The sequence below is a fragment of the Peribacillus sp. NPDC096379 genome, from assembly GCF_044762875.1.
Classification (GTDB): Bacteria; Bacillota; Bacilli; order Bacillales; family DSM-1321; genus Peribacillus.
In genome coordinates this window covers 47,612-68,605 of the sequence record NZ_JBIWFD010000010.1, presented here as the reverse complement: position 1 = coordinate 68,605, position 20,994 = coordinate 47,612, and the positions used below count along the sequence as shown (strand labels likewise).

General features: G+C 41.1%; 22 protein-coding genes and 1 pseudogene. 3 read left to right on the top strand and 20 right to left on the bottom strand.

Features of this window, described 5'->3' with window-relative positions; all coding sequences use genetic code 11:
- Positions 1 to 272: 272 nt before the first annotated feature.
- A complete protein-coding gene (locus tag ACIQZI_RS23380; RefSeq protein ID WP_403078030.1) occupies positions 273 to 512 on the bottom strand; it encodes a hypothetical protein in 240 nt (79 codons plus the stop codon).
- Between the two features lie 133 nt (positions 513 to 645).
- On the opposite strand from ACIQZI_RS23380, the gene pdaB reads away from it, so the two are divergent.
- A complete protein-coding gene (pdaB, locus tag ACIQZI_RS23375; RefSeq protein ID WP_062187246.1) occupies positions 646 to 1,398 on the top strand; it encodes a polysaccharide deacetylase family sporulation protein PdaB in 753 nt (250 codons plus the stop codon).
- A gap of 55 nt (positions 1,399 to 1,453) precedes the next feature.
- On the opposite strand, the gene ACIQZI_RS23370 is transcribed toward pdaB, so the two are convergent.
- Entirely contained in the window at positions 1,454 to 2,137 is a 684-nt protein-coding gene (locus tag ACIQZI_RS23370; protein WP_403078027.1) for a KinB-signaling pathway activation protein, read from the bottom strand.
- Positions 2,138 to 2,281: 144 nt separating this feature from the next.
- Here ACIQZI_RS23370 and gerD point away from each other — a divergent pair, with 144 nt between their 5' ends.
- Positions 2,282 to 2,896 carry a spore germination lipoprotein GerD gene (gene gerD, locus ACIQZI_RS23365; RefSeq protein ID WP_403078018.1) on the top strand — a complete coding sequence of 205 codons (615 nt, stop codon included), beginning with the start codon at positions 2,282 to 2,284 and terminating at the stop codon, positions 2,894 to 2,896.
- Positions 2,897 to 3,020: 124 nt separating this feature from the next.
- Here the strand turns inward: gerD and ACIQZI_RS23360 are convergent, their stop codons facing one another.
- From ACIQZI_RS23360 to ACIQZI_RS23315, 10 genes and pseudogenes are all read right to left on the bottom strand, one after another.
- A complete protein-coding gene (locus tag ACIQZI_RS23360) occupies positions 3,021 to 4,082 on the bottom strand; it encodes a P-loop NTPase (protein ID WP_403078010.1) in 1,062 nt (353 codons plus the stop codon).
- 133 nt (positions 4,083 to 4,215) lie between these two features.
- Entirely contained in the window at positions 4,216 to 4,941 is a 726-nt protein-coding gene (cwlD, locus tag ACIQZI_RS23355) for an N-acetylmuramoyl-L-alanine amidase CwlD (RefSeq protein WP_403078007.1), read from the bottom strand.
- 101 nt (positions 4,942 to 5,042) lie between these two features.
- Positions 5,043 to 5,483: a DUF2521 family protein gene (locus tag ACIQZI_RS23350; RefSeq protein ID WP_403078004.1), complete on the bottom strand. Its 441-nt coding sequence runs from the start codon at positions 5,481 to 5,483 to the stop codon at positions 5,043 to 5,045.
- A 245-nt stretch (positions 5,484 to 5,728) separates the two neighbouring features.
- Entirely contained in the window at positions 5,729 to 5,950 is a 222-nt protein-coding gene (locus ACIQZI_RS23345; RefSeq protein ID WP_403078001.1) for a hypothetical protein, read from the bottom strand.
- Between the two features lie 117 nt (positions 5,951 to 6,067).
- Positions 6,068 to 6,325, bottom strand: a pseudogene (locus tag ACIQZI_RS23340) (transposase); the annotation flags it as partial.
- Between the two features lie 386 nt (positions 6,326 to 6,711).
- Complete coding sequence (locus ACIQZI_RS23335) at positions 6,712 to 7,089, bottom strand: DUF4181 domain-containing protein (RefSeq protein WP_403077998.1); 378 nt, start codon at positions 7,087 to 7,089, stop codon at positions 6,712 to 6,714.
- Positions 7,090 to 7,348: 259 nt separating this feature from the next.
- Positions 7,349 to 7,858 carry a YfiT family bacillithiol transferase gene (locus ACIQZI_RS23330; protein ID WP_403077995.1) on the bottom strand — a complete coding sequence of 170 codons (510 nt, stop codon included), beginning with the start codon at positions 7,856 to 7,858 and terminating at the stop codon, positions 7,349 to 7,351.
- A 1,296-nt stretch (positions 7,859 to 9,154) separates the two neighbouring features.
- Entirely contained in the window at positions 9,155 to 9,421 is a 267-nt protein-coding gene (locus ACIQZI_RS23325) for a hypothetical protein (RefSeq protein ID WP_403077992.1), read from the bottom strand.
- A 98-nt stretch (positions 9,422 to 9,519) separates the two neighbouring features.
- On the bottom strand, positions 9,520 to 11,049 hold the full coding sequence (locus ACIQZI_RS23320) for a right-handed parallel beta-helix repeat-containing protein (RefSeq protein WP_403078039.1): 1,530 nt from the start codon (positions 11,047 to 11,049) through the stop codon (positions 9,520 to 9,522).
- Positions 11,050 to 11,229: 180 nt separating this feature from the next.
- The gene (locus ACIQZI_RS23315; protein ID WP_403077989.1) at positions 11,230 to 13,695 is read right to left on the bottom strand and encodes a beta-glucosidase family protein; all 2,466 of its coding nucleotides are present in this window, start codon (positions 13,693 to 13,695) and stop codon (positions 11,230 to 11,232) included.
- A 365-nt stretch (positions 13,696 to 14,060) separates the two neighbouring features.
- Here ACIQZI_RS23315 and ACIQZI_RS23310 point away from each other — a divergent pair, with 365 nt between their 5' ends.
- Positions 14,061 to 14,690 (top strand): tyrosine-type recombinase/integrase, encoded by a 630-nt coding sequence (locus ACIQZI_RS23310; RefSeq protein WP_403077985.1) that lies wholly within the window; start codon positions 14,061 to 14,063, stop codon positions 14,688 to 14,690.
- A gap of 410 nt (positions 14,691 to 15,100) precedes the next feature.
- Here the strand turns inward: ACIQZI_RS23310 and rpsI are convergent, their stop codons facing one another.
- From rpsI to ACIQZI_RS23270, 8 genes are all read right to left on the bottom strand, one after another.
- Positions 15,101 to 15,493, bottom strand: a complete 393-nt coding sequence (gene rpsI, locus ACIQZI_RS23305; protein WP_062187222.1) for a 30S ribosomal protein S9 — start codon at positions 15,491 to 15,493, stop codon at positions 15,101 to 15,103.
- A gap of 20 nt (positions 15,494 to 15,513) precedes the next feature.
- Positions 15,514 to 15,951, bottom strand: coding sequence for a 50S ribosomal protein L13 (gene rplM / locus ACIQZI_RS23300; protein WP_062187221.1), 438 nt, complete (start codon positions 15,949 to 15,951; stop codon positions 15,514 to 15,516).
- Between the two features lie 150 nt (positions 15,952 to 16,101).
- Entirely contained in the window at positions 16,102 to 16,863 is a 762-nt protein-coding gene (gene truA / locus ACIQZI_RS23295; RefSeq protein ID WP_062187219.1) for a tRNA pseudouridine(38-40) synthase TruA, read from the bottom strand.
- Between the two features lie 12 nt (positions 16,864 to 16,875).
- Positions 16,876 to 17,673 (bottom strand): energy-coupling factor transporter transmembrane component T family protein, encoded by a 798-nt coding sequence (locus tag ACIQZI_RS23290; RefSeq protein WP_062187217.1) that lies wholly within the window; start codon positions 17,671 to 17,673, stop codon positions 16,876 to 16,878.
- A complete protein-coding gene (locus ACIQZI_RS23285) occupies positions 17,673 to 18,539 on the bottom strand; it encodes an energy-coupling factor ABC transporter ATP-binding protein (RefSeq protein ID WP_403077979.1) in 867 nt (288 codons plus the stop codon). Before ACIQZI_RS23285 ends, ACIQZI_RS23290 begins: the two co-directional genes overlap by 1 nt.
- Positions 18,515 to 19,354, bottom strand: a complete 840-nt coding sequence (locus ACIQZI_RS23280) for an energy-coupling factor ABC transporter ATP-binding protein (RefSeq protein WP_403077976.1) — start codon at positions 19,352 to 19,354, stop codon at positions 18,515 to 18,517. The genes ACIQZI_RS23285 and ACIQZI_RS23280 overlap by 25 nt, the downstream gene beginning before the upstream one ends.
- A 359-nt stretch (positions 19,355 to 19,713) precedes the next feature.
- Positions 19,714 to 20,076 carry a 50S ribosomal protein L17 gene (gene rplQ, locus ACIQZI_RS23275; RefSeq protein WP_049679561.1) on the bottom strand — a complete coding sequence of 121 codons (363 nt, stop codon included), beginning with the start codon at positions 20,074 to 20,076 and terminating at the stop codon, positions 19,714 to 19,716.
- Between the two features lie 87 nt (positions 20,077 to 20,163).
- The coding region (locus ACIQZI_RS23270) for a DNA-directed RNA polymerase subunit alpha (RefSeq protein WP_403077971.1) at positions 20,164 to 20,994 on the bottom strand (831 nt) is incomplete at its 5' end.

Genomic DNA, 20,994 nt, shown 5'->3' with positions numbered 1-20,994 from the left:
GTGTTTGACTTGCTCATTTGTTTTTATAGTGTGTACTCACTTCAATTAAAACGTTGGCGCTTTGTTTTGTTCAGTTTTCAAAGAGCAATTTGTTGCTTATCTCGTAAGCGACTTTTAAATCTTACCAAACTTCCCATTAGTCGTCAATACCTTTTCAAAAAAAGTTTTTTCAAAAAACTTTTCTAAGAATTCGTATTTCGGCGACTTTTATAATATAACAGTGATAAAAAAGATAGTCAATTCATTTTTTATAAAAAGATTATGTTTATACATTAAATCGAATCCTTTTTCTCCATGGTCGGCTTTTTACTTCTCATGTATTTCATGCATTCCGATGTCGGAGCGACTCTTTTAAAAAGATTAAACAGGATTTTATATCTTTCCTCCATCGCTCGTTTGACAAACGTATCGATTCTAGCATCCTGAAAGTCAAATAGAATTTCATCAAGTTCACGTTTTAAAACATACTCCAATTCTTTTTGTTCCATTTCATTAATCATTAATCCCATCATACATACCAACTCCTTTGTCCTCCTATTATTTCCAATCTTTCACTTTCTAATTCAACTAGATATTCTAATTAGTCATAAGACAAATTTATTTGAATAGATATGAGACAAGAGTATTGTGGACGAGGTGATGTTGATGAACTTTTTCTGGGTTTTAAGTGCTCAGTCAATTAAACGATATGCCGTAGTTATACTAGCCGCTTTATTTGCTGCATGGTTTTTATTTCTTCAAAACATTCTTCATGCTCCTGTTTTTTCTACACCAGATGGGCCAAAAGCGGTATACAAGGGCGAAAAAAACATCGCTCTCACATTTAATATCGGATGGGGGGATAAACAAGCTTCCCCTGTACTAGAGACGTTGAAAAATGAAAAAATCACATCCGCTACTTTTTTCCTTTCTGGGTCGTGGGCTGAACGTCATCCTGAAATTGTTGAGACAATAGTAAAAGAAGGTTATGAAATTGGTATTTTGGGGTATGCATATGTAGATTATACAGATTTAGAAGATGAAGAAATCATTAAAGATATTTCCAAAGCACAAGAAGCATTTAAAAAGTTGAATGTTAAAGACATTAAACTCCTTCGCGCACCGACTGGACATTTCGATAAACGCTTGTTAAAGATTGGTGAACGATTTGGCTATACAGTTGTCCATTGGAGCATTGACACAAAGGACTGGACGAATCCAGGTGTACATACAATTGTCCAAAATATCAATAAAGCTAACAAAGGCGATATTATTCTTATGCATGCATCTGATTCGGCCAAACAAACAAATAAGGCATTACCGGAACTCATTCAAGAACTCCGCTTAAAGGACTTAAATTTTGTTACAGTATCAGAGATGATTTCTAATTCCACTACAAAGCATGAAGAGATTCAGTAAACATAGAAAAAGAACGGCACAAGGGTCTGGTACCTTGTGCCGTTCTTTTTGATGCTTAAACTTCTTTGATCTTGATTTTATCTTTCTTTTTTGGAGTCATCATCTTTTTCGTAACGGCTGCTTTATTTACTCTCTTTTCAGCTAATTCTTTTTGGGAAGCATGAATCAATCGATTGAGAATCAACAATTGGTATACATTACAAATCAACAACGGATATAACATAAAGTACAACCAGCTATCATCATCTGTACGCAAAACAGGAACCCACTCTAATACAGTAATCACTGTCATAAAAAAAAGAGCTGGAATAAACGCTTGCTTATTCGTTTGTTTCACTTTGAAATAGGCGACAATCGCCCCAAAGATGAGTAAAAACAACGCCGGATAAACAAATGGCAAGACCCCTTCTCCCTTATCGGCGAATTCCGTATATCGAAAATACACAAGATCCCCCAAAACAAATGCAATCAAAACAATTTGAATCCCATTCCATAATGAGGCACTTTTAAAGATCCCAAGCCCAAATCGATGTATGGTTAAATAGGCAAAGAAGCCGGCCTGACTAATAACGCTAAAAATTAAACCTACCCCCACAAGCCATACAAAGACAGATAAAAGCTCTACTAAATCAAATGAAGAGAACTCATCCCATCGTACAGCGAAACCGACTATACCCCCTGTTATACCTCCAACAAGTAGCGTTGATATAAATAAGCGAACTATATTACGGCTATTCATTATTTTCCCCCATAAGTAAGCATTTTCTTTCTCTAATTTTACCAACCCACACGTGAAAAATCCACCTTTCTCTAAAAACGCATAAAATCATTATTCTAATCCATATTAAATATATGGTGAATTGAAAGGAAAGGGGCTCTTAACATGAGATATGGAGTTACTTTATTATTGTTCTCCATGTTTTGCCTCGTAGGTTCTGGATGTAGCCAAAACGGAACAAGCGTAGCGAAAATGGATTATGAAGAAACAAAGAAAATGGTTGTTGATATCTTAAAAACAGATGATGGCAAAAAGGCAATTCAAGATGTCCTTTCTGACGAATCAATTAAAAGCGAACTAATTTTAGATCAAGATGTTGTTACAAAGGCTGTTGAAACAACGATCACATCGGATAAAGGCCAGAAATTCTGGGAAAACTCCTTTAAAGATCCAAAATTTGCTGCCAATTATGCTAACAGCTTAAAAAAGGAACATGAACAACTATTAAAAGATCTCGCTAAAGACCCAAGCTACCGCGAAATGATCATGGCCATTATGAAAGAACCTGGTTTCCAAACTGAAATTAATAAGTTGTTAAAATCCAATGAAATCCGCTCTATATATAAAGAAACACTACTTGAAACGATGGATAGCCCTTTAGTAAAAGCCAAAATACAAGACATTCTCATAAAAGCTGCTACCGATCTTCAATCTGAACAAAAGTCTGGTGATAAGAAAAAAGGCTCTTCCGGTGAAGATACGAGTGGTGGTGGAGGTTAAACTGTTAAGGGACTAGCACAATGTTAGTTGCGCTAGTCCCTATAAAAGGATATATAAAAAGTTCGGTAAAAAAGCTTGCGAATTGCATTAAAGCTCATTAATGACCTCACGCTTTACAATTTTCTTAATTAGCACTTGTGTGAATGATTTTATTAGCAATCTCTGTATAAATTTTGCCCAAACGATGTTCTGCTGCATAAACGGAAGGAGCGAAGTCTTCCTCATTCCAATCTGGTTGTTGAAGAGGCAGACGCCCTAATACTTCTGTGCGAAGCTCTTCTGCCAACTTGTCTCCCCCGCCTTTACCGAATACATATTCTTTTTCACCAGTTACTTTACTTTCAAAAAATGCCATATTCTCAATGACTCCAATAACTTCATGTTCAGTCTTAATCGCCATTGCACCCGCTCTTGCCGCTACAAATGCAGCAGTTGGATGAGGTGTTGTCACGATGATTTCTTTACATGAAGGAAGCATGGTATGTACATCTAGCGCAATATCTCCTGTTCCAGGAGGTAAATCGAGAAGTAAATAGTCAAGCTCCCCCCACTCTACTTCATTAAAGAAACTATTTAGCATCTTGCCAAGAACTGGTCCACGCCAAATAACCGGTGCATTATCTTCTACGAAAAAGCCCATTGAAATAACTTTAACGCCAAATCGCTCAACCGGAATAATCTTCTCACCACGGACTACAGGTCGTTTGGAGATACCCATCATGTCTGGAACACTAAATCCATAAATATCAGCATCCACGAGACCGACTTTTTTTCCGAGGCGAGCTAATGCAGTCGCCATATTCACAGATACAGTCGATTTCCCAACTCCACCTTTACCACTAGCGATTGCAATAAAGGTCGTCTTGCTCGTAGGCGATAATAACCCTAAATCAGCTTGTTCTTGTGGCATACTATCACGATGCTTCACCAATTCCTTTTCTGGCAATTCAGAAAAACGAATTCCCACTGAAGATGCTCCACCGCTTTTCAATGCATCTACAATTTGCGTTTGTAATTGTAGTTGTTCAGCAGTCCCTGTTTTTGCAATCGCTATTTTCACACTAACATGACTTTTTTCAGGTTTAATTTTGACCTCAAGAATTCCATTGGTTTCTATCAGGCTTTTATGAAGAAAAGGGTCATTAAGATCCTTTAATATATCCACTATGCTATCTTCGGTTAACATGATCTAGGCACCCACCTTAAATGAATTCGTTTCCAATACTAGTATTATACCATATTCCAATGCGATCGCTTATCTGTTAGCTTCCGAACTTGTTTTTACATTTTTATAAGTCTTACTGTCACTTTTAAACACTTTATTCTTTATATTCTTTAATCTCTACTGAATCCTCTGTAAAGTATCGTAAGACCCCTTTATAAACAGCCGCCGCAACTTTTTCCTGATAGGATTCTTTAATTAAGTTTGTTCTTTCTTCATTATTCGAAAGAAAGCCAATTTCCACTAATGCACCTGGTTTCTTTGCATTGGACATAACATATACTTGATCAATTGTTTTCGCTTCCCGAGATGTATTTTCCAAATTACGAATAATTTCAGTTTGAATAAATTTTGCCACCCTTTCATTCTCTTCGAATCTACCTGTATAAAACGTTTGAGCACCTTTCCACCTCTTTGAAGGAATGGAATTGAGATGGATACTAAGAAATAAGTCGGCATTCGATTCGTTAATAAAGGTAACCCGATTGTGTAAATCTTCCTGCTTTCGATTACGAACGCCTTTCGTATCTTCATCTGCAAGATCCTTGTCACTTTCCCTTGTCATCAGAACCAGTGCCCCTTGTTCTTGTAGATAATCTCTTATTTTCACTGTTACAGCCAGTGAGATTTCCTTTTCTAACACATTTTCAGCAGAGGCTCCCCCATCCATTCCTCCATGCCCAGCATCTAACACAATAATTTTCCCAGACAAAGGAAGATTCCACGCATTCCAAGAATCGTCTTCCATAAATTTAAACGTCACAATTAAGAATAGCGCAATCAGACCAAGAGCTACTCCTGTATATTTCAACTTTCTAACCATTCGGATCACCTCTCGCTTGTCCTAGTCCCACATACTATAAAGTATGTATACTTTACCAAAAGTAGAACAAGCTGTTTTAGAGAATCACCATATCTAACTCATTAGTGAAGTCTTAATTTATATGATCTTTCCCCAGTCCGAAATCCTTCCTTCCACCACATTTCAACATACACACTACACCTATAGTAAAGGCTATCATTGTACAGTTCTTGCTCACCAATCTTCCCCCAATAAAGAATAAAGTTAAATAGTGTATCAATAAGGTGTGTCTCTTCTTGGTGGCATCGTACCTTCACCATATCTTCAGATTCACCATAATAACCAAATCTGCTATAATGTCCCCCAAGTAAATAGCTTTCGATAGCTACATCAAAGCAACCTTCCTCCAAAACTTCAGAAACACGGATTCCATTATATGAATCAGAACCAAAAAACTCCCGAATTCTCGCCCTCATATTTTCCACAGATAAATCCCGAAGCAACCGCCGCTCATACTTCACCTGCCGTACTCTTCGACGCTCCTCAAAACCCTCTATAATCACAAACAGCACCTCCAAGGGGTCAGACCCCATTTCCCAGGTTATTTCCCGGCTTATCTATAGTGTCTGCGAGCCAGAGTTAGCAATGCTAGTTATTAGATGGAAATTTGCGATAGAGGGTTTAGATCCCATATAGATACCAAGTCTCATCACTCAATTAGAACGATACAAACAATATTTAGCGAGGAATATAACAAATTATGGTGTACTCACCAATCTTTAACCTTCGACAAAATACGACATTTACTTTAAACTTTATTTACACGATAGATTTCGGTTGGTAAGCCATTTTTTCGTGATAAGGATCTCTCCATACGGACCCATCCCCCACACACTTTAAATGATGTAATGTGCGGAAGTGGGCCCTTTGGGAGATCCTCTTTTTTGATAATCAATCCCAGATTCCAAGCCTTTTCAAATTCAACGACTTCCATTTCCTCAAATTCTGCCCACATCATTGAATAATTCATAAAATGATACTTCCATATTCAAACACTTAAACCAATTGAATCAAAACGGGTTCTCCGTCAAATGTGGTGGTATCTGGTTCACCCAAAAATATCCACCCCTTTTGAAATGAGTGTCTTTTAGGCACTCACTTCCCTTATAAGCTGACGCCACAATATCTTCCTTCTTAAATAGCCAAAGTTCTTGATTCCGTACGAATTTCGATTGATGACCTTAGTGTTGTTGTTCACGCCTTCTATATAACCGTTTCTATATGGATATACGGAGGAATTCAGTATTTCCGTTTTCCACCTATTAAACGTTTTAAACGCCCCGATGTTGGAGTCATTGGCCAGGTTACGCCATTCTTCCAAACTGAGTTTTTCCGTATATTCATTGTGATTCTTGAACCAGCCATCTCATTTATTCTTCAATAATGGATTTAGAAGGCAGAGGATTCAAGGGATATTTAAACAGATATGTCGGCAAATAAAAACCCTTCCTCGGTAATCCGAGAAAGGGCTCTGTAAACGTTGATATCTAAACAATATTAACGTTTTGAGAACTGAGGTGCACAACGCATGCCCTTAAGACCGTATTTTTTACGTTCTTTTATTTATATATTAAATATGAAGAAACTAGGAATAAAATGATTTACTGAAAGCCTGATTTATCGGGATCTTTTTCTGTTTAATAAACGTTTGATAATATACTCTTATATATGTTTGGTGGTCAGAATGTGGTCAAAAATAACCCTTACTTATTCAACTAAAGCTACACCCCATCACAATAATTGAAGAAAATACTCTATATTATACATAATAGTTACACTTAGCATTAGAAAAATAAGTGTAGTAACATGTTGTTTTGAGTTCTTCAGGTAATTCCACTCCAGAATAGACTGAAAACCCAATAATAATATTAAATAGAGAATCCAATACCACTTCATAACATTTATGTCCTTTGTAATAACAAACGGAAGAGTGCATAAAAAGATAACCAAAATAATACCTCTTCCCCATCGGTCTACTTTTTTACCAGAAGTTTCGGAAATCTTTTTCTTTTCAACACCAAGTAATTTATTTATTATTATTTCTAATAAGAACCCCAAAATAATAAGAACAATAATAAAAGGAACAATCATTAAAATCAAAAATCCCACAACTAATCCCCCATTTATATGTATGTTATCTTTATTGTTCCATAATATTTCCAATTATCTTGTTTAACTAATCTGCATCTTTACTTTAAGTATAAATTTTACAATTTCCTTGAAAAATTTGCTTAGAAATCTAATTTTCTTCAAAAGATTTGGTCCACAATCTGGCCCTTTAGTTGAATAAAACTTCTGTAATTATTCCTTATTTTAATTTTAAAAACGGCTTATCGAGGTTCGATAAGCCACTTCTATACATATTGTATTATTTTGATAATGCGATTTTTATATGGGCTAAGTGATGCTCTTCGTGCCAAGCTAATTTTGCAACTTTTGTTGCAACTGTTATTTTATCGTTTATCTGGTGAGTAAAAGCTCGATCTAATTGCTCTTCAGTTAAACTATGTCCTAAAGATATGATGCGCTCATTTATACCTTCTAACATTTTAATAGAACTTTCTACAGGAAGCTTTGTATCCGGTTGAATAGCCCACTTTTCTTCATCAAAGGCTGGTACTGTTGGATTATCATCTGTTAAAGCCAGCTTCAAACGTTGATACATGTTCAACTGAGAATCTGCAATGTGATGAACAAGTTGACGAACTGTCCAGCTACCTTCACGATAAGTTCTGCTTAATTCCTCATCACTTAATGAGTCGACAGTTTCTCTTAATCGAATCGTGTAAGTTTCGATTTCCTTTAGCGATTCTCGAATATTTTCTAATGTCACTTTTTCAGGAACTTGTAGTTTTCCAATCGGGTATCTTACATCCATTTTCAATCCCCTTTTCCCTATTCGTTATTTCTTTACTTATTTATTATTACATAAATGAATATGTACGAATCACTCCATCAATCTGTTCAAAATGCTGTAAATCATGATCCATTATGTATTTCGGTATTAACGTTTAAAATCCTTCTATAAATCCTACATAAAAAAGCGTAAGCGCCTGCTTAGCCCCGACGAGAAGGAGAAGTGACTCGAGGGCTGGACGCTGAAGCTAGGCACTGTTCAAAAACTTATACTTTCCGCTTATTCATTAAATGGACAAAAAAATCACCCTAAGCTATGACAGGCCAATAGGGTGATTGACCGCTCTTCAGCGATCTAAAATAATTAAGTTTTGTACTAATCAGTATATAAACAATAAATAGCTTTAAGTGTATTACTTATTTGAATTAGTTAGAATATAATAATTTATTTAGATTATAAACATCAATATCTGATGAAATTGAGCCTTGTCACTGGTGGTCGTGATCGAAATAGGTCTTAAACGTTATTAATACAAAGTTTTCTATGAGTGATGTGTAAAATTAGTTAGTAGTGTAAATCTTTGAAGCAGATGAATTGTTACTCACCTGCTTTTTTCAGCCATTAGATTAATACAGATTAAAGGTGAAAATTTTAGTGATTACTTCTTTAAAATAAAATCATTTTAATACTTTAGTTCGAGCTTCACCCTGTCAAAGGCGTGTCGTTGATTCTTATAAGTTACCAACAGTAGCTGCAAATCCCTTTATATAAAAGGATTTGCACTTTTTAACTCAATTAATACTAATTAATTATCATCGATTATTTTTAATTGCATGCCATCATTCATGCCACGGGGATGCCACTGCTGTTAAACATTTTGTCGATTAGGAACAATCTAATATGCCTATTTTATGTTGAAGCAAATATTGAATAAGTAGTAAGTGAATATATTAAATATGGTTTATGTGAAAAATGAGCGAACTTATTAGATAGAACCCAGCCCTCTTTTTGATGAAGGCTGGGTTAATTATAGAAGTTAAAATAAGAATTACTAGTTACTCAACTTTCGCACCGTTGCGTTTCCATAAGGGATTTCACATGCTTACCCTTGGTTGGACAGATGGTGCCACATTTATCCCTATTGAATTTTCTTTACTTAGTTCAAAGAAAAGCCAGATTAATGGAATATCCAAAACGCAACATAAAATTCACGTCTAGCTTTTGCGGTTCATTTCATATCTGCCCCCACCTCACGTTTAAAGAGGTTCGGATATGCTAGTACCTAGGGTTACATAATTATAAAATTTTGGGATTAAATTACATACTAGCCACTTCTTTAGCAAAGTCTTTTTCAAGGTACTTCGCTTCTGCTTTAATTGCTTTAATTGCTTTAATTGCTTGAATCATATAATCTAAATTCGTTTCATTACCAAATACATCTTCGAAAGTATTACCTTTCTTCAATTCTTGTATGGAAATGTTATAAATGGTTTCATTCTTTTGTTCCTGTGATAGATAACGCATATTATTGTCTGCTATCTCTTTAGCACGGGAATCAAATACCAACTTTCTTAGTTTGAGCACTGATCCGCGCCTTCTCCCACGCCGGCATGGCGGGACTGGACGGCGAAAAGATGTCCAAGTCCCTGGGCAATCAGGTGCTGGTGTCCCAATTGCTGGGCCTACCGGCTTACCTCTATTCCGTCGGCCACCCTCAGCTCGGCTCCGTCGATGCCGTCAACGACGTTTTCCACCAAGCTCAGGTCCTCCCCTGCATCAATCCTGATGCCGTTGGCGGTCTGTCGAATAACGTTGGACTCAATCAGGATGCCTGAGGGGATTCCTGTGCCCCGTCCGTCAGTACCGCGATCCTCATTGAGCCGGATGGCCCAGAACCCGTCAGTCCCTCCAGTGATGTGGTTACCGCGCAACTCCGTACCCGGCCCATTGCGGACCTCGATGCCGGCCTTTGAATCCTCCCCGGCGGTGATCCTGTTATCCTCAATGAGCGTGTCAGGAGTTCCCAGGATGACGAGGACTCCCTGACGGTTTCCAATCAGGTCGTTGGAGTGCACCCAGTTTCCAGGTCCTGAGGCATCGTGCTTGTTCTTGGCCCCGCCGGAATTGCCCAGCGCGATGCCTGCCCGATGCCCGCCGATGACCGTGTTATCTCGGACCTCGTTCAGGTATTCACCCTCGCCGTGCAGGTCGATGGCGTCAAGGTGGCTGCCGACGATGCTGTTATCCGCCACGAGATTGTTGTGCGTGGGGAACTGCAGCAGAATGGCGTGCCGCAGATGCCTGCCATCGAAGGTATTGCCGATGACGACGTTGTGCCGGGAATCGTTGGCGGCATCCGGGTCGTGCTGGTCCACTGAGCCCTCGATAGCGATGCCGTAGCCCTGTCCGCCGGGGCCGACGGCAGTTGCCTCACTGACATAGTTTCCAGAGAGGGTCACCTCGCGGCTGGCCTTGACAGAGATGCCGTGACGCTCGAACCTGCGGATGCCCAGGTTCTCCACCAGGACCCGGGAGCTGCCCTGCCCTTCATGGGCTCCGAGGTGGATTCCATACATCGGGCCGCCACCCGCGTCGCCGTCGTCGGGGTCGTCGCCGAGTGGACCCTTATGACGGGAAGTGATGGTGAAGTCAGCGACGATGACGTCGTGGACACCGGAGCCGCGGATCACCCGGCTGTCATTCTCGCCGTCGAGGGAAGTCAGCAGCACGGTGCTCTCCTGGCCCTCGCCGCGCAGGTCCACGCCGCTGTGCAACACGATGTTTGCCGACTCGTCGGCCGGGTCAGTGGAGCGCAGGTCATACGTGCCAGCCGGCAGCAAGACCTCGTCACCCGGTACGGCCGCGTCCAGGGCCGCCCGGATAGCTGCTGCGTCGTCGTCTGAGTCCGGATCCGGATCTGCCCCAAAGTCCGTAACATTCAGGGTCTTGCCCGTGGCCGGACCCGGTGTCGGTACCTCAATCGGCTTGCCGGACCTGTCCACCAAGCCAGGGAGCTGCCAGTCGCCTTGCTCGGACGGAGCAGGTTCCACGGCTTTATCACTCTCGGACGGTGCGGGTTCTACGGCTTCATCGCTCTCGACCGGTCCGTCGGATTCCTCAACAGTGCACGCGGTCAAGAAGAACACCAGGCCAAGGGCCACCCACCACGAATACGTCGGACCTCGCCGGCTGTTCCGAACGGATCTCTTCATCAACTTCTCACGTCCTTCCTTGACTCTTTTCGTCCCTCTCATCGCCCATGGAGGCGACGAGAAAAGCGGTGAGCTCACGCGCTCACCGCCTTCGGGATGCCCCGACGCCCCTAACGGGTCGCCGACATCATCCCATGGCCAGGGGCCTACCGATTAGAGTTCCCCTTGCCATTGCTATTGTCATTGGCTGTTGCCATTGTTGTTGCCTTGGCCATTGCCTTTGTTGTTGCCTTGGCCATTGCCTTTGTTGTTGCCTTTACCGTTATCCTTGTTGAGTTTGAAGTTCAACGGGATGTCTTTTTCCAACGGAGTGTCTGCCGAGGAACCACCGACATGCACGCGGTACTTTCCGTCAACAGTGGCCCACTCGCCGTCAGCCCAGTTCGCCAGGTTGTCCGGTTCTTCCGGAATGAAATAAGAGAACGGGTGGTTAGAGTCAGCCTGGTTAATTCGCACAGTCACCTGTTGGCTTTCACCTGGCTCAAGGTCAACCTTCTCAAAGTTAACAAGACGCTTAGTCGGCTGACCTGCCTCGTTTGGTAGAGTCAGATAGACCTGTGCAGCTTCTTTACCAGCAACGTCACCTGTGTTCTTGATCGTGAAGGACACATCAATACCAGTCGACGATCCTTTATCTTGGACCTTCTTCACTTTAAGTTTGTCATATTCGAAAGTCGTGTACGACAAGCCGTAACCGAATGGGAAGACCGGCTTCACGTTGTTTGCCTCGTACCAGCGGTAGCCCATCTCAAGGCCCTCTGTGTACTGGGCAATTAGTTGCTTGGAACCGTTACCGTACGCGCCAGGGCCACCTGGTTTGCCAGTATCTTGACGAGTTCCAGGGTACTGCACTTCAGTCGCGAATGCGGCCTCACGCTCAGTGGCACCGAACGTCACCGGCAGCTTACCAGAAGGATTGACCTTACCATAAAGCAGGTTAGCAACGGCATTGCCATCCTCCATACCTGGGTACCACGCCTGAAGAACTGCAGGTACTTCATCCAACCATGGCATTAGCGACGTACCAGAAGTCTTCAATACCACAACAGTGTTCTCCGCGTTAGCTTCCATAACCGCATCGATCACCGGCTCCTGCTCAGCCAAGCCCGTTTCGAGGTTCAAGGCTGGGAATCCGAGGGTATCACGGTCCACCGTCTCATGTGGATTGTCTCCGATCATAAGAAGCACGACGTCAGACTCAGCGGCAAGCTTAGCAGCGGCTTTCGGGTCACTGCCATCGTTGTACTTCACTTCAGTGTTATAGCCAAGTTCTTTAATAACATTCTCTAAGCCTTCTTGTGGTGTGACCGTATATGGAGTCACTACATAATCATTGTCGTCACGAACAGAGCGAGGTGACATCTTTGCCGAACCAGCGAACGTCTCAATGCCGATCAACGCGATCGACTTTGGCTCGCCGTCCAGTGGCAGGAAGCCGTTGTCGTTCTTCAACAGCACGGAGCCTTCCTCGGCCATCTTCAGTGCGCTAGCGCCGTTGAGCATCGGATCAACGATCTCCGGCATAAATTTGTCGTAAGGCTCGTCCATGTGGCCAAACTCGATCATCTTGATGTAACGCGGACGAAGTAAATTGTCGATGTCGCCCTCGGTCACCTGACCTGAGTCGAGAGCCTCTTGGATCTTCTCTTGAGTGTAGTACTGTGGTGCCCAGTCAAGCTCGACATTCGTACCAGCTTTGATAGCAGCTACTGTGTCATGAATCGCGCGACGGTCACTCATGACGTAACCGTCAAAGCCCCAGTTTTTACGCAGGGCATCTTGAAGAAGTTCAGAACTGTCACATGCATAAGTTCCGTTAACATCCGGGAACGAACACATCACGGAGGCTGGATTAGCATCTCTGACGGTCATCTCAAATGGCAACATGTACAACTCGTTCATGGCATTTGAGGGAACCTGGACACCCATCGTCCAACGCTCAGTTTCCTGTTCGTTTCCTGCCATGTGCTTGAGCTGGACCTGGACTCCCTGGTCCTGGATGCCCTTTGTTTGCTCAATCGCAAGGATACCTGTCAGATACGGGTCCTCACTGAAGTACTCATAGTTCCGGCCACCGTACGGGTGACGAATGAGGTTCATACCTGGTCCGAGAAACACGTGATGCGCGAAAGCTCGTGTCTCCTCACCAAGGATTCGGCCGGCCTCATAGTTTAGCTCGCGGTCAAATGTAGCAGCCATAGCCGGAGTGGACGGTAGACCTGTAGCTAACGGGTCATTACCACACGATCCTCCCTTAACGCCTGTACCACCGTTGGTCATGCGGATTGTGGGAATGCCCAGATCCTCAATCCCATGGATCTGCCGACCAGTGTCCTGCCACTCACATCCTGGCAGGGTACCCTCAGGCGCGAATACGCCGTTCTGGTACTTGCTGCTACCTTTTTTGTTGATTACAACCGTCTCACCGGTGTCATTCTCATTGAATCGCGAGATAGCGATCTGCTGCATCTTCTGTTCCATCGTCATCTCATCGAGAAGCAGCTCGGTGCGCTCCTCAGCAGACAGCTTGGTGTTCATCCAAGGGCTGTTCCCTTCCGTTCCACTGTTCATCGCATTAGCAGGAACTACTAACGTAGACATGAAGATCGTTGCTGTCAAAAAAATTGAACTAATTCGTTTTATCATCTTAGTCTCTCCCTTACTATCTATGCTGTCTATGTATTGAAATAATTCGTTTTATCTCTCCCTTCTATCTATTTGTCAATTAGTATAGTCACTAAACTAATTATTTGTCTATTAGTCTAATGAACGGTTAATTACAGAAATGGAACAAAAAACCACGATATTAGTAATACTACTAAAGTCCTCAGAGCGGTATTCAAACACTGTAGCAAGCAATGATTTTCCAAATAAACAATCAAAATAAATAAATTTAAATGAGCATTGTACTTCATTATTCTAAATATACTGAAACAGGATGAAAGAACTTTTATTTATCAAATAAGCATCGTTACTATGATATTTGGAAATCCAATCGAAGGTGGCATGTAATGATTGAAGTATTCGACCAGTGGTTTTTAAATCATTCTAAAACCATAAAGACAAGCACCAAGAAAAGTATAGAATCAAAATTCAATAAGCACATACTTCCCCTCTTCGGTAAATTGAAAATGAAGGAGATTACCAGACCATATTTCCAAAAAATGATAAATGAAGTAGCTCAATTGATAACATCTGTTAATGATATAAAAATTCAAGCAAACCAAGTTTTTAAATATGCTTTAAAGATGGACATTATTTCAAAGAATCCGTTGGAGCATGTAAGTATACCTAGACAGCAAAAGGAAGTGATCAGTGAGGAACATGAGGCAGTTGAGCGGAATTATTGGAAAAAGGATGAGATAAAAAAATTCCTAGTAATAACGAAACAAGAACTATCGCTTCGTGATCACGTACTTTTTCACCTTTTAATGTATACTGAAACACGTAAAGGGGAAACATTAGCTCTTACTTGGGATGATATAGACTTTGAGGCTGATTCCATCCGCTTTACAAAAACACTTTTTCACAACAAGGGTGAATTTAGCTTTCAAACGTCTAAAACGAAGGAATCTAGACGTTTAATCAGTTTAGATAGTAGACCCTATCTTTACTCAAAAAGTGGCGTATACGGCAAATAGAAGCGAATTTAGCTAATGAGAATACTTCAGATAAAAATAAGATGATTTTCACACGGGATGACAGTTCTCCGCTTCGCTTAGCCTATCTAATTGAAAAGCTCGATATTGTAATTGAGAGACATAAGCTTCACAGAATTACTATTCATGGCTTACGTCATACACATGCTTCACTGTTATTTGAAGCTGAACCAAGTATAAAAGAGGTTTAGGAGCGGTTGGGTCACTCTGATATACAAATGACAATGAACATTTATACACACGTAACAGGCACACTAAAAGAGCAAACTGCACAAAAATCCCAAAAATACCTTGAACTATGATTTGTGGGGATCAGAAGTGACAAAAACCTTTTTCGCACATAAAAAAAGACCCCCAACCAAATCGGTTGAGAGCCTTGAAACGTAATAAAATTAACGTTTTGAGAACTGAGGTGCACGACGCGCGCCTTTAAGACCGTATTTTTTACGTTCTTTCATACGTGGGTCACGAGTTAGTAATCCAGCAGTTTTAAGAGCCGGACGGAATTCTGGATCTACTTGAAGCAACGCACGTGCAATACCGTGACGGATTGCGCCAGCTTGACCAGTGTATCCACCACCGTTAACATTTACAAGAATGTCATAAGTTCCAGTAGTTTCAGTCGCAACTAGTGGTTGGTTAACAACTTCACGTAGTGCTGCAAATGGGATGTATTCATTAATTTCACGACCGTTAATAACGACGCGACCTTCGCCTGGTACTAAACGTACACGAGCTACTGAGCTCTTACGGCGACCAGTACCATAATATTGAACTTGTGCCAAGATAGTAACCTCCTTAATAATTATCCGCGTAATTCGTATACTTCAGGTTGTTGAGCTTGATGTTGATGCTCAGACCCTGCATATACGTGTAGTTTTTTGAATATTTGACGACCTAGAGAATTCTTTGGAAGCATACCTTTGATAGCAAGTTCAAGCATTCTCACAGGATAGTTTGTACGCATCTCAAGAGCAGTTCTTGATTTAAGACCACCTGGATGCATAGTATGACGGTAGTAAATTTTGTCATTTAACTTGTTCCCAGTTAAATGAATTTTCTCTGCATTAATTAAAATTACATGATCGCCAGTATCAACGTTCGGTGTAAATGTTGGTTTGTTTTTGCCACGTAAAATGGATGCTACTTCAGTAGATAGACGACCTAAAGTTTTACCTTCAGCATCGATTACATACCATTTACGTTCAACTTCATTAGCTTTTGCCATAAATGTCGTACGCATGATTACCCTCCTAGAAATTGTTTCACATTATATTTATTTTCAATCACAATAAACTTTCCGGGGCTTATCGTGGGATTAAAATACATACCATATTATATTATATGCTTCCACTTCCATTGTCAAGTTAATGTTACACCAGGTTTAGTTGTCTTAAGAAAAACTTTTATTTCCATCACCATAATGGACGTGCCATAAATATAATCCCTGTGCAGGTGCGGTTTTTCCAGCCAATCCACGAGTCTTTTTTTCAAGAATCATTGGAATTTCTTCAGCTTTTCTTTTTCCATTACCAACTTCTAAAAGTGTTCCAACTAGAATTCGGACCATATTATACAGAAATCCCGTGCCAACAAAACGGAAAACAAGCAAATCGCCTTCTTCATAAAAATCAATCTCATGAAGGGTCCGTACCTTATCTTTAACGTCTGTATTAGCAGCACAAAAACTAGAAAAGTCATGGGTGCCAACCAAATAAGAAATCGCCTGTCGAATGGAGGCTTCATTTAACGCGTACGGAAAGTGGGACACATAATGACGACGAAACGGATCCTTATGATGACTACGGCTGATAAAATACCGATACTCCTTACCTTCTGCATCAAAGCGGGCATGAAAATCAGTAGAAGCTACTGATGAATGCAGCACAACAATATCATCAGGGAGTAAGGCATTAAGCCCACGCTCCCATTTTTCAGCTGGAAATGTATACGGAGAATCGAAGTGTATAACCTGCCCTTTCGCATGGACACCAGAATCCGTCCTTCCTGAAGCAGTCACTCTTACATACTCGCCTTTATGCATTTTAGTAAGCGCCTTTTCAAGTTCACTTTGAACCGTTCGTTTACCGGGTTGTACTTGATAGCCAGCAAATAGGCTACCATCGTAAGTAATCGTACATTTATACCTTTGCATGTTCTACCCTCTTCATGAACGTAATAAAACTAACAAGATTGTCAATACTACTAACGACAGCATCAATAATGTATCGACTGTTTGCCATTTTAACTGGCGATATTTCGTCCGTCCCTCACCACCGCGGTAGCCACGAGCTTCCATTGCAATCGCAAGCTCCTCAGCCCGCTTAAATGCACTCACAAACAATGGAACTAATAATGGGACAATCGCTTTAAACCGCTCTTTTAAAGGGCCAGAAGAGAAGTCAACGCCTCTTGCCATTTGTGCCTTCATAATCTTATCTGTCTCTTCCATCAAAGTCGGAATGAACCGTAGCGCAATCGACATCATTAGTGACAATTCATGTACGGGTAGCTTCCACTTTTTAAAAGGATGCAGAAGTGTCTCCATCCCATCTGTTATGGAGATTGGGTTCGTTGTTAATGTTAGTAATGAAGTGACAAGTATCAAAAACGTAAATCGGAGTGAAATGAAAAGACCTTGTCTCAAGCCCCCATCATAAATCTCTAACCAACCGAAATTGAACACCACTTCTCCTTCTTTAGTAAACAGAATATGCAGGACAAATGTAAACACAATTAGAAATAAAATCGGCTTTAAGCCGTTATATAAAAAACGAATGGGTATTTTCGAAAGGATCAGCAAAATAAATGTAAACAGACCAATCAATCCATAGGATATCACATTGTTCGCCAAAAAAATGATACACACAAATAAAAAAACAAGAAGTAGCTTTGAACGCGGGTCCATCTTATGGACCGTAGAATCAACAGGAACATATCTACCGAGAATCATTTTATCAAGCATTATCGACTCCCCCGTTCCATTGCCTTTTTAACTTCAATAGCCAGATCCTCAATCGATAAACAAGGCCGATCAAAACGAACACCCAACTCTTTTTGTAGCTTCAATTGAAATCGAACTGTGTCTGGAACATCCAGACCTAACTCAAGGAGCTGTTCCGGTTGTGAAAAGATATCAAATGGAGCCCCTTTTTTAAATACAGTACCTTGGTGCATAATGATGATTTCATCTGCATAGCGAGCTGCATCCTCCATACTGTGGGTAACAAGTATTGTTGAAATTCCTCTTTCTTTATGGAGCTGGTAGAACATGTCCATAATCTCCATCCTACCACGGGGATCTAGCCCTGCTGTCGGCTCATCTAAGACAAGAACATCCGGCTCCATTGCGAGAACACCTGCAATCGCCACTCTGCGCATTTGACCACCTGATAAGTCAAAGGGGGATTTCTCAAGAATCTCTTCAGCCATGCCCACCTGTTTTAACGCTTTTCTCGCACGAACCTTTGCATCTTTCTCTGAAACCCCAAAATTCATAGGGCCAAAGCAAATGTCCTTTTCAACCGTTTCTTCGAATAACTGGTGCTCGGGAAACTGAAATACAATCCCTACGCTTCTCCTGATTGCACGAAGATGCTTTTCCTTACGACCGGACTCAATTGTACGATCGCCAATCGTGATGGAGCCCTTTGTAGGCTTCAGCAATGCGTTTAAATGTTGAAGCAATGTCGATTTTCCTGAACCTGTATGTCCAATAATTGCCGTATACGTTCCTGAATCAATGTCCATATTCACATCATGTAATGCTAAATGTTCGAACGGTGTGTTTATTTGGTATCGATATTCTACATCTTTGAGTGTAATTCGCATAGTTCTCTCACCAACTCTTCCTCTGTCAAATGGCTTTTTATTAATCCAATTCCACGTTCTTTTAATTCTTTACTTAATTTGACGGAAAAAGGGATATCAAGACCTAGCGCTATTAACTCACTTTCCATTTGAAAAATATCCGTTGGTATTCCTTCGCGATAAAGCTTCCCTTCATTCATCACAATCATTCGGTCAGCCTTCGCAGCTTCCTCAAGATCATGGGTAATGGAGATAACCGTTAAAAGATTCTCTTCTTTCAGTTCTCTCACGGTTTCTAGTACTTCTTCCCTACCTCTTGGATCAAGCATAGAAGTCGCTTCATCTAAAATTATCAGATCTGGCTGCAAAGCAAGAACACCTGCAATCGCCACTCTCTGCTTTTGACCCCCTGATAGATGGTGCGGCTCTTGATTGAGAAAGCTACCCATTTTCACTTTGTTTAAGGCATTTTGCACCCTTTGAACCATTTCTGTTCGCGCAATACCTGCATTTTCCAAACCAAAAGCCACATCATCCTGCACAGTAGCTCCGACAAATTGATTATCTGGATTTTGAAAAACCATCCCAATTTTGCTCCGAGCTTCCCAAACTGTCTCTTCAGTCAATTCGCTTCCGTCGACAAGAATAGTCCCTGCCTGAGGAAATTGAAGACCATTAAGAAGCTTTGCAAGTGTTGACTTACCAGAACCGTTATGACCTACAATCGCAAGCCACTCACCTTCGTATATATCAAAAGAAACAAGATCTACTGCATTTCTTGTTTGACCTTCATATTTGAAAACGACATTTTCCAATGAAACGAGTTTCTTCCCCATTGTGCTCTCTCCTATCCTCAGCTATCCTCTTCTTATCTTATCTCAGCTCATATTGAAATGAAACCTTATATATTTTGGGATAAAAAAAAAACGCTGCACCCCTTCCACCGAAATATTTCGGTAAATTAAGGGCAGCTTTTCCTAAATACTCATTTCGATAAATGAGTATATTCTTATTACGCTTTCACATAAGCGGGAAGGGGTACTTGAGCTAGACGTGAAGGTAACAGCATTCTGCATACCAGCCATCGTAACACTCAAATAGCGATTTCTTGTATGACTTTTCTAGTTGTATATAAAAGAAAAGGACGAAGAACAAGTCTTTGTTCAACTGTCCTAAGCCCTCATCAAAGCTGTTATTAAACTAACTCGATAACTACGATTGGTGCAGCGTCTCCGCGACGTGGACCCATTTTCAAAATACGAGTATAACCGCCTTGACGTTCTTCGTAACGAGGAGCGATGTCACTGAATAATTTTTGAAGAGCATCTTGCCCGCTTTCAGCGTTAGCCACTTCTTTACGGATGAAGCTAGCTGCTTGACGACGAGCGTGTAAGTCACCACGTTTACCAAGAGTAATCATTTTTTCAACAACAGAACGGATTTCTTTAGCACGCGCTTCTGTAGTTTCGATACGCTCATGAATGATAAGATCAGTAGCTAAATCACGAAGTAATGCTTTACGTTGAGCGCTAGTGCGTCCTAACTTTCTGTAACCCATTTAGAGATTCCCTCCTTCTATAGAAGTTAAATATTCATTGTTCGAGGCCTACAGTAAAATGCCTAGTTTAGCTTAGCCAACTAGTCATCAGTCATCTTTACGAAGACCTAAGCCTAATTCTTCAAGTTTCGCTTTCACTTCTTCAAGTGATTTGCGTCCTAAATTTCGTACTTTCATCATGTCTTCTTCCGTTTTGTGAGCAAGCTCTTGAACGGTATTAATTCCAGCACGTTTCAGGCAGTTATAAGAACGAACAGAAAGATCTAGTTCCTCGATAGTCATCTCAAGAACTTTTTCTTTTTGGTCTTCTTCTTTTTCTACCATGATTTCAGCATTTTGAGCTTCATCAGTTAAACCAACGAAAATATTCAAATGCTCTGTTAAAATCTTAGCCCCAAGAGCAACTGCCTCTTGTGGTCCATTGCTTCCATCTGTCCAAACGTCAAACGTTAATTTGTCATAGTTAGTCATCTGGCCTACACGAGTATTTTCAACTTGGTAGGAAACACGAGCTACAGGAGTATAGATCGAATCGATTGGAATCACACCAATTGGCTGGTCTTCTCTTTTGTTCTGATCAGCAGGAGTATATCCACGGCCGCGACGAGCCATTAAACGCATACGCATATGGCCATTTTTCCCAATAGTAGCAATGTGTAAATCCGGATTAAGAATTTCCACGTCACTGTCATGAGTGATATCAGCAGCTGTAACAACTCCCTCACCCTGCACATCAATTTCAAGCGTCTTTTCTTCATCGGAATAAATCTTTAGAGCAAGCTTTTTCACATTAAGAATGATAGAAGTTACATCTTCTACGACGCCTTCAATTGTTGAGAACTCATGCAGCACTCCATCAATTTGTATAGATGTGACAGCAGCACCTGGGAGTGAGGATAAAAGAATACGACGTAAGGA